This is a genomic window from Stenotrophomonas sp. 3(2025) (genome assembly GCF_052665395.1).
In genome coordinates this window covers 1-16588 of the sequence record NZ_JBQOIF010000004.1, presented here as the reverse complement: position 1 = coordinate 16588, position 16588 = coordinate 1, and the positions used below count along the sequence as shown (strand labels likewise).

13 protein-coding genes and 1 tRNA gene are annotated in these 16588 nt (G+C 66.6%); 8 read left to right on the top strand and 6 right to left on the bottom strand.

All coding sequences use genetic code 11. The annotated features are described in order from the left end of the window. Positions 1-76 precede the first annotated feature (76 nt). From ACUXVE_RS04240 to ACUXVE_RS04205, 8 genes are all read left to right on the top strand, one after another. Positions 77-1165 (top strand): acetylornithine deacetylase, encoded by a 1089-nt coding sequence (locus ACUXVE_RS04240; protein WP_445513896.1) that lies wholly within the window; start codon positions 77-79, stop codon positions 1163-1165. Positions 1166-1239: 74 nt separating this feature from the next. Next, a complete protein-coding gene (locus ACUXVE_RS04235; protein WP_025876427.1) occupies positions 1240-2568 on the top strand; it encodes an acetylglutamate kinase in 1329 nt (442 codons plus the stop codon). A gap of 5 nt (positions 2569-2573) precedes the next feature. Beyond that, positions 2574-3173 carry a GNAT family N-acetyltransferase gene (locus tag ACUXVE_RS04230; RefSeq protein ID WP_093820479.1) on the top strand — a complete coding sequence of 200 codons (600 nt, stop codon included), beginning with the start codon at positions 2574-2576 and terminating at the stop codon, positions 3171-3173. 10 nt (positions 3174-3183) lie between these two features. Further along, positions 3184-4140 (top strand): N-acetyl-gamma-glutamyl-phosphate reductase, encoded by a 957-nt coding sequence (gene argC, locus ACUXVE_RS04225; RefSeq protein WP_445513895.1) that lies wholly within the window; start codon positions 3184-3186, stop codon positions 4138-4140. Between the two features lie 19 nt (positions 4141-4159). Next, positions 4160-5455, top strand: coding sequence for an argininosuccinate lyase (gene argH / locus ACUXVE_RS04220; RefSeq protein WP_033831569.1), 1296 nt, complete (start codon positions 4160-4162; stop codon positions 5453-5455). Beyond that, positions 5455-5718 carry a YciI family protein gene (locus ACUXVE_RS04215; protein ID WP_093820475.1) on the top strand — a complete coding sequence of 88 codons (264 nt, stop codon included), beginning with the start codon at positions 5455-5457 and terminating at the stop codon, positions 5716-5718. Before argH ends, ACUXVE_RS04215 begins: the two co-directional genes overlap by 1 nt. Positions 5719-5728: 10 nt before the next feature. Further along, positions 5729-6886 carry a glutamate 5-kinase gene (gene proB, locus ACUXVE_RS04210; protein ID WP_222388755.1) on the top strand — a complete coding sequence of 386 codons (1158 nt, stop codon included), beginning with the start codon at positions 5729-5731 and terminating at the stop codon, positions 6884-6886. Beyond that, a complete protein-coding gene (locus tag ACUXVE_RS04205; protein ID WP_445513894.1) occupies positions 6883-8154 on the top strand; it encodes a glutamate-5-semialdehyde dehydrogenase in 1272 nt (423 codons plus the stop codon). The genes proB and ACUXVE_RS04205 overlap by 4 nt, the downstream gene beginning before the upstream one ends. Positions 8155-8800: 646 nt before the next feature. Here ACUXVE_RS04205 and pgaD read toward each other — a convergent pair. The 6 genes from pgaD to ACUXVE_RS04175 form a co-directional block, all read right to left on the bottom strand. Continuing rightward, positions 8801-9292: a poly-beta-1,6-N-acetyl-D-glucosamine biosynthesis protein PgaD gene (gene pgaD, locus ACUXVE_RS04200; protein ID WP_093821195.1), complete on the bottom strand. Its 492-nt coding sequence runs from the start codon at positions 9290-9292 to the stop codon at positions 8801-8803. Continuing rightward, positions 9289-10536, bottom strand: coding sequence for a poly-beta-1,6-N-acetyl-D-glucosamine synthase (pgaC, locus tag ACUXVE_RS04195; RefSeq protein WP_445513893.1), 1248 nt, complete (start codon positions 10534-10536; stop codon positions 9289-9291). Before pgaC ends, pgaD begins: the two co-directional genes overlap by 4 nt. Positions 10537-10543: 7 nt before the next feature. Further along, the gene (gene pgaB / locus ACUXVE_RS04190) at positions 10544-12442 is read right to left on the bottom strand and encodes a poly-beta-1,6-N-acetyl-D-glucosamine N-deacetylase PgaB (protein WP_445513952.1); all 1899 of its coding nucleotides are present in this window, start codon (positions 12440-12442) and stop codon (positions 10544-10546) included. Positions 12443-12452: 10 nt separating this feature from the next. Then, the gene (gene pgaA / locus ACUXVE_RS04185) at positions 12453-14492 is read right to left on the bottom strand and encodes a poly-beta-1,6 N-acetyl-D-glucosamine export porin PgaA (RefSeq protein WP_093821201.1); all 2040 of its coding nucleotides are present in this window, start codon (positions 14490-14492) and stop codon (positions 12453-12455) included. 373 nt (positions 14493-14865) lie between these two features. After that, on the bottom strand, positions 14866-16071 hold the full coding sequence (locus ACUXVE_RS04180; RefSeq protein ID WP_445513892.1) for a CynX/NimT family MFS transporter: 1206 nt from the start codon (positions 16069-16071) through the stop codon (positions 14866-14868). 227 nt (positions 16072-16298) lie between these two features. Next, positions 16299-16375: transfer RNA gene (locus tag ACUXVE_RS04175), tRNA-Pro, on the bottom strand. Positions 16376-16588 lie beyond the last annotated feature (213 nt).

Below are 16588 nucleotides of genomic sequence, written 5' to 3'. Positions count from 1 at the left end.
CATGCCCGGCGGATGCTGGCAGCACGATATCCATGCCGGGCCATGCCCGGCGGAATTCCACAGGAACTGTTGATTCATGCTTGAACAGACGCTCGATCACCTGCAGGCACTGGTGTCCTTCGACACCCGCAACCCGCCGCGTGCGATCACCACCGGTGGCATCTTCGATTACCTGCGCGACAACCTGCCCGGGTTCAATGTGGAGGTGATCGACCATGGCGCCGGCGCGGTCAGCCTGTATGCCGTGCGCGGCACGCCGAAGTACCTGTTCAACGTGCATCTGGACACCGTGCCGGACTCGCCGCACTGGAGTGCCGACCCGCACGTGATGCGCCGCCTGGACGACCGCGTGGTCGGCCTTGGCGTGTGTGACATCAAGGGCGCGGCTGCGGCGCTGGTGGCGGCCGCCAATGCCAGTGATGGCGACGCGGCCTTCCTTTTCTCCAGCGATGAAGAAGCCAACGATCCGCGCTGCATCGCCGCGTTCCTGGCCCGGGGCATTGCGTACGAAGCGGTGCTGGTGGCCGAACCGACCATGAGCGAGGCGGTGCTCACCCATCGTGGCATCAGCTCGGTACTGATGCAGTTCGCCGGCCGTGCCGGCCATGCGTCGGGCAAGCAGGATGCAGCCGCCAGTGCGCTGCACCAGGCGATGCGCTGGGGCAACCGCGCGCTGGACCATGTCCAATCGCTGGCCTCGGCACGCTTCGGTGGATTGACCGGCCTGCGCTTCAACATCGGGCGTGTGGAAGGTGGCATCAAGGCCAACATGATCGCACCGGCGGCGGAAGTGCGTTTTGGTTTCCGGCCGCTGCCGTCGATGGATATCGATGCGCTGCTGGCGACCTTCGCCGGCTTCGCCGAACCGGAAGCGGCGCTGTTCACCGAAACCTTTCGTGGCCCCAGCCTGCCGGCGGGGGATATCGCCGAAGCCGAGCACCGCCGCCTGCTGGCGCGCGACGTGGCCGACGCGCTGGACCTGCCGATCGGCAACGCGGTGGACTTCTGGACCGAGGCATCGCTGTTCTCGGCCGGTGGCTACACCACGATGGTGTTCGGCCCGGGCGACATCGCCCAGGCCCACACTGCCGATGAGTTCGTGACGCTGGAGCAGCTGCAGCGCTACACCGACGCCGTACACCGGATCATCGCCGCCGGCGCCTGATCGACCTACAACGCCGCTGCGCTTCTGCGCGGCGGAACTGCAACGCGGCGACCGCCGCCTGTGACGAAACCGAAATGTCTCCTGCCCTCCAGCCCCACCGCCAGACCCGCCAGACCATCGTGCGCCTGCTCTCGAGCATGGCCAGCGCGAAGGAGATCAGCCAGTACCTCAAGCGCTTTTCGCAGCTGGACGCCAAGCGCTTCGCCGTGGTCAAGGTCGGCGGCGCGGTACTGCGCGACGATCTGGACGCGCTGACCTCCTCGCTGTCGTTCCTGCAGGAAGTCGGCCTGACCCCGATCGTGCTGCACGGCGCCGGCCCGCAGCTGGATGCGGAACTGTCGGCCGCCGGCATTGAGAAGCAGACGGTCAACGGCCTGCGGGTGACCTCGCCGGAAGCGCTGGCGATCGTGCGCCGGGTGTTCCAGCAATCCAACCTGCGCCTGGTTGAAGCACTGCAGCAGAACGGTGCGCGCGCCACCTCCATCACCGGCGGCGTGTTCGAGGCGGAGTATCTGGGCCTGGATACCTACGGCCTGGTCGGCGAGGTGAAGAAGGTCAACCTGGCGCCGATCGAGGCCAGCCTGCGTGCCGGCTCGATCCCGGTCATCACCAGCCTGGGCGAGACCGCCGGTGGGCAGATCCTCAACGTCAATGCCGACTTCGCCGCCAACGAACTGGTGCAGGAGCTGCAGCCGTACAAGATCATCTTCCTGACCGGTACCGGCGGCCTGCTGGACGAGCAGGGCAGCGTGATCGATTCGATCAACCTGTCCACCGAGTACGACCACCTGATCGCGCAACCGTGGATCCACGGTGGCATGAAGGTGAAGATCGAACAGATCAAGTCCCTGCTGGACCGGTTGCCGCTGGAATCGTCGGTGTCGATCACCCGGCCGGCCGACCTGGCCAAGGAACTGTTCACCCACAAGGGCTCGGGAACGCTGGTGCGCAAGGGCGAGAAGGTGCTGCGTGCAACCGCCTGGAGCGAGCTGGACCTGCCGCGCCTGAAGGGCCTGATCGAATCCAGTTTCGGCCGCACCCTGGTGCCGGACTATTTCGAGAGGACCACGCTGCTGCGCGCGTATGTCAGCGAGAACTACCGCACGGCGGTGATCCTCACCGATGAGGCCGAGGGCGTGTACCTGGACAAGTTCGCCGTGCTCGATGATGCGCAGGGCGAAGGGCTTGGCCGCGCGGTCTGGAACGTGATGCGCGAGGAAACCCCGCAGCTGTTCTGGCGCTCGCGCAACGGCAACCCGATCAACCACTTCTACTACGCCGAGTCCGATGGCTGCTACAAGCAGGGTCATTGGAAGGTGTTCTGGTACGGTGCCGATGGCATCGACCGGATCAGGACCTATGTCGACCACTGCGCGGTGCGTGCGCCGAGCCTGGAGGGCTGAGCGCGATGAACCACGCAGACTGGACCCGGGTACCCACGTTGACCGGCACGCATGCGCGGCTGGAACCGCTGCAGATGAGCCACATCGACGGCCTGCGCGGCGCGTTGGGCGAAGGCGCGCTGTCCAGGCTCTGGTACACCCAGGTGCCCGATGCGAAGGCCATGACCGGCTATGTGCAGGCCGCGCTGCAGGCACAGACCGAAGGCAAGGTGCTGCCGTTCGTTGTGTTCGATGCCAACGACCAGATCGTCGGCACCACCCGTTACTACGATCTGCAACCGGACGTACCGCGGCTGAGCATCGGCTACACCTGGTATGGCGAGTCGGTGCAGCGCACCGGGGTCAACTCCGAAACCAAGCTGATGCTGCTCAGCCATGCCTTCGAGCGGCTGGAATGCCTGAGCGTGGTGTTTGAAACCAGCTGGTTCAACTTCACCTCGCGCACCGCGATCGCACGCCTGGGCGCCAAGCAGGATGGCGTGCTGCGCAATCACCGCCGGCATCCCGACGGCACGCCGCGCGACACCGTCATCTTCTCCATCATCGATGCGGAATGGCAGGGCGTGAAACGCCACCTGCAGCACCGCCTCGATTCGCACGCATGAGCACGCACGCATGAGCACTTCCTCCTCGTTCACCGTCGGCATCGTCGGCGCCCGCGGCCATACCGGCGCCGAGCTGATCCGCCTGGTGGCAGCGCATCCGAACCTGCAGCTGGGTTTCGTGTCCTCGCGCGAACTGGCCGGGCAGCGCGTGTCCGACCACTACCCGCAATGGCAGGGCGAACTGCAGTTCGAGAATCTCGACGCCGACGCCGTTGCCGCCAAGGGCGTGGACGCGGTGGTCCTGGCCCTGCCCAACGGCCTGGCCGCGCCGTTCGTGGCGGCGCTGGAAACGGCGAAGCCGGACACGGTGATCGTCGACCTGTCGGCCGACTACCGTTTCGACAACACCTGGTACTACGGCCTGCCCGAGCTTACCCGCAGCCGTTACCGCGGACAGAAGCACATCAGCAACCCCGGCTGCTATGCCACCGCGATGCAGCTGGCGATCCATCCGCTGCTGGATCTGCTGGCTGGCCCGCCGCAGTGCTTCGGCGTGTCCGGCTACTCGGGTGCGGGCACCTCGCCGTCGGACAAGAACAACGTTGGACTGCTGGCCGACAACCTGATGCCGTACGCGCTGACCAACCACGTGCATGAGCGCGAGGTTTCCGTGCAGCTGGGCGTGGCGGTCGAATTCATGCCGCACGTCGCGCCGCATTTCCGTGGCATCACCCTCACCGCCAACCTGTGGTTGAACCGCGTGCAGACCCGCGAGCAGATCGTCGAGCGCTTCCAGCAGGCCTACGCCGGTGAAGCACTCATCGAGGTCGTGGACGAGGCGCCGTGGGTGAGCCGCATCGCTGGCCGCCACGGTGCCCAGGTCGGCGGCTTCACGCTCGCCCCGGGCGGCAAGCGGGTGGTGGTGGTGGCGACCCTGGACAACCTGCTCAAGGGCGCGGCCACCCAGGCCATGCAGAACCTCAATCTTGCGCTGGGCATCGACGAACTGACGTCGATCCCGCACTGAAACCGTACAGGAGCTCCCCATGGCAGACCTTCTTTGGCAGAAGCCAGGCGTCGCTGTCGATGCCCAGATCCAGACCTTCCTCGCCGGCGACGACGTGATCCTCGATCGCGAGTTCTTCCTGCATGACATTGCTGCCAGCGCCGCGCATGCGCAGGGCCTGCAGCACATCGGCATCCTCAGCGCCGACGAACTGGCCGGGTTGCTGCGTGAACTTGAGGTGCTGGCGCAGGACTTCCGCGAAGGCCGCTTCGTGCTGGATACGCAGTATGAGGATGGCCATTCGGCGATCGAGGCACGGTTGACCGAGCGCCTTGGCGATGCCGGCCGCAAGATCCACACCGGCCGCAGCCGCAACGACCAGATCCTGGTCGCCACCCGGTTGTGGTTGAAGGAAAAGCTGCAGCGCGTGGCGCAGGTCAGCGCCGAAGTGGCAAAGGTGGCACTTGACCGTGCGCAGGCCGAGCAGCATCTGCCGATTCCCGGTTACACCCACATCCAGCGTGCCGTGGTGTCCTCGGCCGGCATGTGGTGGGCCGGTTGGGCCGAAGCGTTCATCGACAACGCCGTGCGTGCCCGCGATACCCATGCACTGGTCGATGCCAATCCGCTTGGCACCGCCGCCGGTTACGGCGTGAACCTGCCGCTGGATCGCGAGCACACCACCGCCGCGCTCGGCTTTGCGCGCATGCAGATTTCGCCGATCTACGCGCAGCTGTCGCGTGGAAAGTTCGAACTGGCTGCGCTGGAAGCGCTGGGCGGCGCGACCCTGGACCTGCGCCGCATTGCCTGGGACCTGTCGCTGTTCACCAGCGCCGAATTCGGTTTCGTCGCGTTGCCGGCGCAGTACACCACCGGCAGTTCGATCATGCCCAACAAGCGCAATCCGGACGTGATCGAGCTGATGCGGGCGACCCATGCCAGCGTCGCCGCTGCACGCACCGAAATCGAGCAGCTGCTGTCACTGCCGTCGGGCTACCACCGCGACCTGCAGTCGTCCAAGGGCGCCATCTTCCACGGCTTCGGGCGCGGCCTGGCCGCGCTTGAACTGCTGCCGGCGCTGCTGGCCAACCTGGAATGGCGCGATGACAAGCTGCGTGCAGCGATCGATTCGGGCATGTACGCCACCGATGTCGCGGTGGAAGCTGCGGTAGCGGGCGTACCGTTCCGCGAGGCCTACAAGGCTGCTGCTGCCGGTGCCGACAGTGCAGGGCAGGGGCGCACGCCGGAAGGCAGCCTGGCGGCGCGCGTGTCGCCGGGTTCGGCGTCGGACCTGCGCCTGGATGAACTGCGCGCGCGCTGGCAGGCGCTGTCCTGATGGCCGGCACCGTCTACCTGGTGCTGGCGATGCGCCTGCCGGGCTTCACCGACGCCGCGGTGCAGCCGCACCGCGACTTCCTTGATGCGTTGCAGGCCGAGGGCCGGCTGCAGCTGACCGGCGGCTTTGCCGACGGCAGTGGTGGCGCCTATGTGCTGTGCAACCTCGACAGCCTCGCGCAGGCGCAGGCCATCGTCGCCACCGATCCGCTGGTGACGATGCAGGCATCGGCGCTGAGCGTCCATGAATGGAATACCCGCTGAGGCGCCCCTGATGACTGTCCACGCCGTCCACGTTGCATCGCCGTTCCCCGAACAAGCGCTGCCGTCGTGGCGGCGCGCCGTGCTGAAGGTCGGCAGCAGCCTGCTTGCCGCCGACGGTGGTGGCCTGTCGCCGCGCCACGCGCTGGGCCTGGCCCAGTTCGTTTCGGCCAACGTGCTGGCCGGGCGCGAGGTCGTCATCGTGTCTTCCGGTGCGGTCGCTGCCGGCCGCGCGATCCTGCCCCGGGCCGATGAACCCGGTGCGGCGATGGCGGCGCGGCAGGCATTGGCGGCCCTGGGCCAGGCGCAGCTGATCGGTCTGTGGCAGCGCTTCTTCGAACGCCCGGTGGCGCAGGTGCTGCTGACCCATGATGATCTGCGCAACCGCCGCCGCTATCTCAATGCGCGGGCAACCCTCAACGAGCTGCTGCGGCTGGGCGCGCTGCCGGTGGTCAACGAGAACGACACCGTTTCGGTGGATGAGCTCAAGCTCGGTGACAACGACAACCTTGCCGCGACGGTGGCGGCGCTGGTCGATGCCGATGCGCTGTTCATCGCCACCGACATCGACGGTCTCTACAGTGCCGATCCGCGCACGCATGCCGATGCCCGGCCACTGCATGAAGTGGCCGAGTTGAACGATGCCGTGCTGGCGATGGCTGGCGGCGCCGGTTCGGTCGCCGGTACCGGCGGCATGCGCACCAAGCTGGAGGCCGCAGCCAAGGCCGGCCGTGTCGGCATCGAAACCTATCTGTTCAATGGCCGCAGCGGCGAGGTGGTGCGCGCGCTGGCGCAGGATCGCCTGTTCGGCACCCGTATCCATGCAGCACGCAGCCGTGAGGCGGCACGCAAGCACTGGTTGCGGCACGCACCACTGGCCGAAGGCGCGATCCTGATCGATGCCGGCGCCGCACAGGCGATGCGCGAGAAGGGGGCATCGCTGCTGCCCGGCGGCATCACCGGTGCCGACGGCGCGTTCCGGCGCGGTGACATGGTGCAGGTATGCTGGAACACCGACGCCGGCCGGGTGTGCGTGGCCCGTGGTGTGAGCCAGTACGCCGCCGATGACGTGCGCCGCATTGCCGGCCGCCACACCCGCGACATCCAGACCGTGCTCGGCTACAACTACGGCGGTACCGTCGTCCACCGAGACGATCTGGTGCTGCCATGAACCCACTGCAGGATATGCCGATGAGTGAGATCGAATCGCAGGCCCGAGCCTGCCGCGACGCGGCCCAGGTGGTTGCCGGCCTGGACAGCGATGCGCGCGGGACACTGCTGCAGGCGATGGCGCAGGCGCTGGAGGTCAATGCTGGACAGATTCTTGCAGGCAATGCACGCGACCTGGCCGCCGCCCGCGCCAAAGGCATGGGCAGCGCGATGCTCGACCGCCTGGCGCTGGACCCGGCGCGCCTGCTGGCGATGGCCGACGCCGTGCGCGAGGTGGCCGGCCTGCCGGACCCGGTCGGGCAGGTGACCCGCGACGAGGTGCGTCCGAACGGCATCCGCGTGCAGAAGGTGCGCGTGCCGCTGGGAGTGATCGCGATGATCTACGAAGCACGCCCGAACGTGACCGCCGAAGCCGCCGCGCTGTGCCTGAAGGCGGGCAATGGCGTGATCCTGCGTGGCGGCTCGGAAGCGATCCATTCCAACACCGCGATCGCGCAGGCATTGGCCGGGGCATTGAAGGCCAACGGCGTGCCCCCGGCCGCTGTGACGGTGCTGACTGACCTGCGCCGCGAAGCCATGCTGGAATTGCTGCAGCTGCACGAACTGATCGATCTGGCCATTCCGCGCGGTGGCGAAGGGCTGATCCGCTTCGTTGCAGAACACGCGCGGGTACCGGTGATCAAGCACTACAAGGGTGTCTGCCACCTGTTCGTCGATGCCAGTGCCGATGCCGCCAAAGCGCTCGATCTGCTGGTAGACGGCAAGTGCAGTCGCCCCTCCGCGTGCAATTCACTGGAGACCCTGCTGGTGCACCGGGACATTGCCGCAGCGTTCCTGCCGCGTGCTGCACAGGCGCTGGCCGAGCGTGGCGTGCAGCTGCGTGCAGACGAGCGCGCGCAGCCGTTGCTGCCGGGAAGCACCGCGGCCAGCGAAGACGACTATGCCGCCGAATTCCTCGATCTGGTACTGGCGGTCCGCGTGGTCGACGATCTTGATGCAGCGATCGCGCACATCCGTACCTATACCTCCGACCACACCGAAGTGATCGCCACTGAAGACGTAGCCAGTGCCGAGCGTTTCGTCAGCGCATTGCGCTCGGCGGTGGTGATGGTCAACGCGTCTTCGCGTTTTTCCGATGGTGGCCAGCTTGGCCTCGGCAGCGAGATCGGCATCTCCACCACGCGCCTGCACGCCTATGGCCCGATGGGGCTGGAAGCGCTGACAGTCGAACGGTTCGTGGTGCGCGGCGAAGGCCAGGTCCGAAGGTAGGGTCACAGCCGGGCTGCGCCCGGCACCCGCAGGGGCCGCGGCAACAGCCGAAGCAACCGCAAATGCAACGGCAACAGCGGGGTTCCTGCGGGATGGCGGCGTGGGTCCGGTTGCGGGGGACGCTGCAAGTACGTCCCTGTAAGCTCGGTCGCGCCTTGCTCGTGTGCGCTGTCCTGCGCACACGGCAAGACCGGGGTTGGGCGTCCTGCCCCACCCGCCCGAGGCATGCCTCGGGCCCATGGCGCTCACGCCCCCGCAACCGGACCCACCCCGCCTTCGACAGATCTCCGCAATCTGTCGGGATGGCATGACTTGCTCCTGGTGGGTGTCGACCTTGGTCGACACGTAGATCCACGCCATGCGTGGATGCTTTTCGTTCAATTGGCGAAATACTCGATTTCGATGGAGATTCATCCACGCCTGGCGTGGATCTACCAGATTGCGGAAATCTGTCAGAGGTGGGGCGGTGTGGGTAGGCAGGACCGTTGGCGCCATGGATGGCGCCATCGAGCCCCCATGGATGGGTTTACGGCGTGTCCTGCCTGCCCATACCGCCCCGCCATCCCACGGAATGCCAGCTGTTGCTTCGGCTGTTGCTGTTGCTTCGGCCTCTGCGGGTGCCGGGCGCCGCCCGGCCGAACCCCCGTTACCTCAACAGCTGCGCGGTCATGCCCAGCGGCCGTGCATGCTCATCCATGTGCAGGGTGATGGCCTTGGCGCCGAACATCTGTTCGGCAAGCTGATCGCTGGCACCCAGCGAATGGGCGATCTCCGCACGACTTGCGTCCTCGTGCGGGCCGCGCCGTTCCTTGCCGGCAAAACGGTAGCGGTTGTATTCGGCCCAAACGATCAGCAGCAGCGCACAGCACGCCAGGATCACCGGCAGGGCGATGATCACGAATGGGTCCAGGTGCTGCTTGCGCTCGTACAGCTGCAGCCAGGCCAGCTGCCCACCGAGCAACCAGGACACCAGCGTGACCAGCGGTGCCCACAGGTAGAAGTAGAAGCCCCAGAACGCCAGGGTCACAAAGCCCCAGGCGGTGCGCTGCAGGCGGGGCTGCTTGCGCGGTTTCTGGATCAGGCGCGAGTCGAAGCGGTTGGACGGCGTCCTGGCAGTCGTCTGGCGATGTGCGTTCATCGGATACCTCTGTCTGGGCTGACCCAGGTGGCACGCTTGCCACGCCGCCGGAGAAGGGTCTTAGGCAGCGCCACCAGCGTGGTGAACAGGCTGATCAACCAGTACGCCATCGGGTACCAGATGACCCAGAAATAGTTGCGGCCGATATGCGTTTCGTAACGCCTGTCAATGATCAGGCTGCTGGCGAACTGCAGCAGGCAGACCAGGGCCAGGATCACGCCATGCCATTGCGGCAGCAACGTGTCGATGTACAGCGACGGCGGCATGGGGATGAACTTGCCCACTGCCCACAGCAGGATGATCACCAGCATGGTGTAGGCCCACAGCACGCTGAGGATGTATTCCAGCAGCACGCCCCACATCCGCCGCTTGCGCCAGCCGAACAATGAAGTGCCGTGGCGCAGCAGGACTTCCACGCCGCCCTGTGCCCAGCGCAGTCGCTGCCGCCACAGGCCCTTCAGCGTTTCCGGCATCAGGATGAAGCACAGCGCATTGGGCTCGTAACGGATGTCCCAGTGATCCAGCTGCAGCCGCCAGCTGATGTCGATGTCCTCGGTGACCATGTCATCGGCCCAGTAGCCGATGCGATGCAGGGCGGTGCGACGGAACGCGGCAATGACCCCGGACACGGTGAAGATGCGGCCGTACACGCGTTGGGCGCGCTTGATCATGCCGATGATCGAGGAGAACTCCGCCACCTGCAGGCGGCCGAGCAGCGTGGAGCGGTTGCGGATGCGCGGGTTGCCGGTCACCGCACCCACCCGTGGGCCGCTGGTCAGGTGCCAGACCATCCAGTGCATGGCGAACTCTTCCAGCATGGCATCACCATCGATGCATACCAGGTACTCCGATCTCGCGGCCAGCGCGCCCATGCGCAACGCGTTGGCCTTGCCCAGGTTGCGGTCCAGATGGACCACGCGCAGGCGCGGATGCAGCGCTGCAAGCGCGTCCAGGCGGGGGGCGGTGTCGTCGGTGCTGCCATCGTTGATGGCGATCACTTCGAAGTCCGGGTAGCGCTGCGCCAGTGCCGCGCCGAGGGTGTCGTCCAGGTTCGCCGATTCGTTGTGGCACGGGATAAGCAGGCTGGCGAACGGATGCTCCGCCATCGGTGGTGGGTCGTTGCGCGGCCGCGACTTCCGCTCACGGCGGAAGAAGTAGTACAGGCCCCCGGACATCCAGAAGAACGCCATCACCATGGGGTAGAAGAAGGCGAACTGGAACATGGCGTTGAGCCACGGATTCATGTCCACGTCACTTCTCCGGATACGGGAAGTTGCGCGCGGACATCGCCGCGCGTGCATCCTGGGTCGACGGCTTGTCGGCGATGAAATCGTCCGGGTACCACGCGAAATGGCGCACGCCCTGTGCCTGCAGGCGGCGGATCTGCGCGCGCAGCTGTTCGCCGCTGATCGGCCGCTGCGTGCGCCAGTCCACGGTCTGCAGCTCGAACATCGTGTGCTTCAGCTCGGGGTCGTGCGCACGCACGGCCACCACCAGCTTGTCCAGCCAACGCTGCGGGCGGCGGCTGCCTTCCATCCATGGCATCGCCATCAGCGCGGTGCGGTCGTAGGCCTTGTTGAACAGGTCCAGGCGCTGGGCGAACCACGCCGCGCTCTGCGGCTCCAGCACCGGCTGCGCGTACAGGTTGCGCACGGTGCCCAGCTTGGGGCGCCAGCGTTGTGCGCTGTCACGCAGTTCCAGCGTGAAATCAATCAGCACCTGGGTGCGGCCGCCGTCGCTGCCTTCCTGCGGCAGCTGGGCAAGTTCGGTATCGCGCACGTAGCCGTCATCGTGGAACAGCAGGCCTTCGAAATACGAATTGATTGCCAGGTCTTCGTAGATGTCCTTGATGATCTGTCGTGCCTGCGGCTTGGTGAAATCCAAGCGGTACATGCCATCGCGTTCCGGGCTCTGGATGCCCAGCGCCGCACGCTGCGCAGCGTCGGGCAGTTCATAGCCCAGCACCGGCAACCACGCATACACCTTCACCCCGGCACGGGTTTTCAGCTGCCAGGCGACGCGGTTGAACAGGTCCGCGCGCATCGGCAGGTGGCGGTTCGGGAAGTACAGGGCATCGGCGGTGTTGTTGCCGTCCGGATCGGCGAAGGCCTGCAGGTAGACATGGGTCGGGCCGATCCGCTTCACCCGCTCGATCAGCGCATCCAGGTTGCGTGCCTGCTGTGCAGGGTCGCTGTCGTAGACCGAGTCCATGTCGATCTGCAGTGCACGGGTGCCGTCCAGATTGACGTTGCGACGCAGCTCGAAGGCCAGCGAAGTAACGTTTGGGTTGCTGGTCACCAGCAGGCGTGCCAGGCCATGCAGGTCGGCCGTCACCGGCGTGCTGCGTCCTTCCAGATCGAAGGACACCGGCATGCCCAGTTGCTCGGCGATTTCATTGCTCAACTGGTTGTAGGCGGCATACGGCCAGACGATCGCTTTCGGGCGCACCCCCAGTTCCTTCTCGATGCGCTGCACGCTGCGGCCAAGATCGTCGCGCAGGCGCTTCTCGTACTCCTGCGCGCTTTCATAGCGCTGCGCCTTGGGGTCGTAGATGCGGGTGATCACCGCCGGCGTCTGGTTGCCCTGCGGGTTGGACTGCACGCCGTGGTGCAGGTTGTCGGTATGGCTGGCCAGTTCGATCAGGCCGCTGGCCTGCATCTCGCGCAGCTGGTCCCAGGTCAGGAAGTCGTCATGGCCGAAGGGACGGTAGCCGTAGTCGATGGTGCGGCCCGGTGCCATGTCCACGTAGTCGGTGATCACCGCCACCAGTGCAGGATAGTTGTACGCGCGCAGCAGCGGATAGACGCGGCTGTACACGCTGCGCAGGCCGTCGTCGAAGGTCAGCAGCACCGGCCGCGGTGGCAGCGTTGCTTCGCCGCGCGAGGCCTTGATCAGCTGTGACAGCGAGACCGGGTGATAGCCATGGGCGGACAGCCAGTCCAGGTGTGCGGCGAAGTTCTGCGTGCTGACCGCGTAGGCGTCGCCGTCGGATTTTTCCAGCACATCATCGCGCACGTCGTGGTAGCTGAGGACCAGCAGGCCGTTGTCGGCCGCGTCCAGTTCCGCGGCCGAGCTGGCGCGCTGGGCGGCGGCGGGCAGGGCGAGGGCCAGCAGCGCCAGCAGCAGTACGGTCGTCAGGTTGCGAAACATCCGTTCCATCTCATTCTCCCCAGCGCAGCGCGGCATCGAAGCCGATATGTCGTTCACGTTGGCCGTCGTAGACCGGCCGCGACCAACTCACGCCGTACTCGAAGATCCGCCCTTGATCGAACTGCCATTCGTGGCGATAGGCCACGGTCGGAATGATTGAACTGCCAAAGCCTTCCTGCCAGTAATTGCCCACCGACACCGTCAGGCGATGGCGGAAGTGGCGCTCGTAGTGGCGCCACAGCTGCTGGTCGATGCGCAGGCCCACTTCCACCGAGCGATCCCGCGAGGGGTTGAAGTAGGGCGCATCGTCGCGGCTGCCACGGCTGGTGTAGACGCTGCCCAGGCCATCGATCAACAGGCGCGGGCGGGTCAACAGCCGTTGTTCGATCGCACTGTTCAGCGTATCGCGGCGGTTGCCATCGTCGTAACGGAACCGGCTGCCACCGAAGCTCCAGTGGGTGCGCTCGTTGCGCGTGTAATCCACGGCAACGGCAACGCTGTCGGCGGTGATGCCGGCCACGCGTGCCTGCATCGAGGCTTCCGGATCATTGCGGGCAGCGGTTACGCCGGCATGCCAGCGATCATTGAACTGCCAGCCGAAGCCGCCGCGCAGGCCGGTGTCGCCGATGCTGTCGTTGGGGCGCATCACCGCCGCCTCGGCATCGAGGCGGTCGAAGCGGTAGCGCACGCCGGCACCGATCCACAGCGGATCGATGTCCTGCTCCTGGAAGCTGACCGAACGGCGGTCGGCGAAGGCAAACAGGCGCCAGCGGTCGTTGAGAACCGGCGAGGCCGCTTCCACGCCGTAGTGCAGGTCGTCGTTGCCCAGCGGCGAGGTGCCGCCGCCGCCGGAACTGCGGCCACCCTCGACCCTGGCCAGCAGCTGCCAGCCGCGATGGGCACGCCAGTCACGGTCCATGCGTTGCACCGCCGGCTGGCTTGGATAGCGTGCCATCAGGTCGTCATGCAGCGGCCGCGCCAGGTCGTCGCGCTGCAGCTGCACGTAGGATTCGTACATGCCCAGGCGCGGCGCGATGTCACGCGGGTCCAGCGTATAGGCCATCTGGTGGCGCTCAAGCGCCCGCCGTGGCCAGCCGCGCATCTGGTAGACGCTGCCCAGTGAAGTCTGCAGGCTGCCATTGCCCGGGCCGACCTCGACCAGGGCTTCCAGTTCGCGCTGGGCCGTGGGCAGGTCGCCGCTGTAGGCCCGCACCATCCCCAGGTTCAGGTCGGCCTCGTAACGCGCCCAGTTCTGGAAGGGGGTCTTGCCACCGCCCCAGCGCCAGGCCGGTTCGTCCTTCTGCCAGGCCTGCAGGTAGCCCACCGCCTTCTCGGCCTGCTCGGTCTCCAGATAGGCGTAGGCCAGCTCCGAGCGTGACTCGAAGCGTGAGGGATCGTTCTTTGCGGCGGCCTCCAGCAAGGGTATGGCCTCGGCCGGGTTCTGGGTGGCCATCAGCGAGTCGCCTACGGCTGGCAGCACGTAATCGGGCAGGGCATGGCCTTCGCGCTGCAGCGCCCGCGCCTCGTCGCGCACCTGCGCGTGGCGGGCCAGGCGGTTGAGCAGGATCAGCCGGTCCATGCGGATCCGCAGCGGCGCCTGCGCCTGCGTTGTGCCATCGCGCGCGACGTACTGCTCCATTTCAGCCAGCGAAGCCTCGGCCTCGTCCAGCCGGGTGTCTTCGCTTTCCCCGTAGGCCAGGCTCCAGTTGACCAGCTTGGCCACGTAGTTGGCCTCCAGCCGCGCCTTCTGGTCCTGGTCGAACAGGTTGGGCCGGGCCTGGTAAAGCCGCCAGGCGCGATGGGCGTTGCCGATGTCGCCCAGGGTCAGTACCTGCAGCTTGTACAGCAGGTCGTCGTCGGGCTCCCGCAGTTGTGCCCGCTCGATCGCTGCCAGCGCATCGACCCAGCGCGCCTGGTCACGGTAGTGCCCGATCTCGGCGAGCCGGTCGGCACGCGTGATGACGGTGGGCGGCGAGGCCGCGTGGGCCCAGTACGCCAAAGTGGCGCAGGCCAGGCCGACGCACAGCGCCAGCGGACGGTGAACAACCATGAGACCCCCCTAAGCATCCAATGCTGAACGATGTGCTCAAAAGTGTGACGCACATCACATGCCAACTATAGCTGACGCATTGCCAGAGCGCCTACTACCGATCCGTACCTGATTGACGGAGAGTCTTTCGATGACCGGCCAGCCCCGCCGCAACGCGTTGTCGCCAATACACTTTCCAGCTGCCGACGGTAGTGCGCTGGAGCAATCTGGCACCCTCCCTGCCGGTGCGCACAGCCTTGGCAGCGCCGGTTCGGGCACCAGATGGGTCAGGTTTCGACACGCTACGTCACGCGCTGCGGTGGCGGTGTGTAGACGATGGCAGCGGCGGAGGGCCGGCCGAGCTGCGCGGGCGGGCGTCAGCCCGCCGCGCCGTTCACCACAGGTCTTCCAGCTTGCGCGGCTTGCAGGCCACCCACGAGGCGCACAGCATCAGCAGTGCGCAGCCGAACAGGAAGGCGAAAGGCAGGGTCCAGCCCTCGCTGACAGTATGCAGCCAGCCGACCAGGAACGGGCCCAGGCAGCTGAAGCTGTAGCCCACGCCCTGCATGAAGCCGGACAGGGCCGCCGAACCGGTAGGGGTACGCGTGCGCAGATTGATCAGGGTCAGCGCCAGCGGGAACGTGGACGGCCCGACGCCCAGCAGGCAGGCCCACAGCAACGGCGCCTTCATCGGGGCGAACAGCAGGCCGGCGAAGGCGATGACGAAGGCGGAGAAGCCGATCAGCACCAGCGGGAAGGGGTTCTGCAGGCGTACCGCCAGCGATGGGATCACCAGCGATGGCAGCAGGCCCAGTGCCGAAAACACCGCAACCATCACCCCGCCGAAGGCGGGCGTAGCGCCGGCTTCGACCACGATGCGCGGCAGCCAGGTGAACATCGAATAGGTCATCAGCGAGGTCATGCCGAACATCAGCGTCATGCTCCAGCCCAGCGACGTACGCCAGACCTTGCCGTGCGGCTGCGCGGTGGGATCGCTGCTGTCCAGCACCGGCTTGGGCGCACTGCGTGCCAGCAGCATCCATGGCAGGGTCGCAGCCAGCGCCAGCAGCGCCCACATGCCCAGCGACACCCGCCAGCCTGCGGCGTTGGCCACCGGCACCGCCAGCAGCGCCGGCATCATCGTGCCCAGCTGCAGCACGCTGATGTACAGCGTGCTCATGGTGCCGACCTTGTTGGCGAAGTAGCGCTTCACCAGCGGCGGCACCACCACGTTGCCGATGCCCATGCCCGCCAGTGCGATCACCGAACCCAGCAGCAGGGTGCCGACATTGCCGGCGCTGGAGCGCAGCAGCAGGCCGGCGGCAGCCATCAGCATCGCCAGCAGGGTGGTGCGCTCAAGGCCCAGGCGTCGTGCCAGCGCCGGGGTGGCGACGCCGAAAAGTGCGAACGAGGCGGTCGGCAGCATGCCCAGCACGCCGGTCATGGTGGTGCCGAAGTCGAACTGCTGGCCCAGCACGTCCAGCAACGGGGTGATGGAGGTGACGGCGGTACGCAGGTTGACCGCCGCCAGCAGGATCGCGGCGAACGCCAGCACGCGCCCGTGCAGTAGTGATGGCGAAGGGGAGGTGGGCGAGGTCATGCGGTGTTCCTTGCAGGTGGCGCACGCCATGCAGAATGACGTGCAGCGCCCGCACCGGGCGCGGCCGGTGTGGCAGGTGGGGGAGTGGCGGCCATTGTACGTGGCCGGGCCGGGTCAGGTCCCCGGCGGCATGTGCTGATGGCGGCGTAGCCGGGAGTGCCGGATTCCAGATACAAAAAAACCCGGAGGACACGGATGTCTTCCAGGCTTCTTGGTGACCACCGGAGTGGTCGGGGAGACAGGATTCGAACCTGCGACCTCTACGTCCCGAACGTAGCGCTCTACCAGACTGAGCTACACCCCGAAGGGAGCCGCCTATTCTAGCCATTTCCCCCGATGGCGGCAAGGGGGAAGGCCGTTCTGCTTCGCTGCCGTGGCAGCGACTCCTGCGGGAACAAAAAAGCCTGGAAGACTTCACCAGGCTTCAATGCGACCACCGAAGTGGTCGGGGAGACAGGATTCGAACCTGCGACCTCTACGTCCCGAACGTAGCGCTCTACCAGACTGAGCTACACCC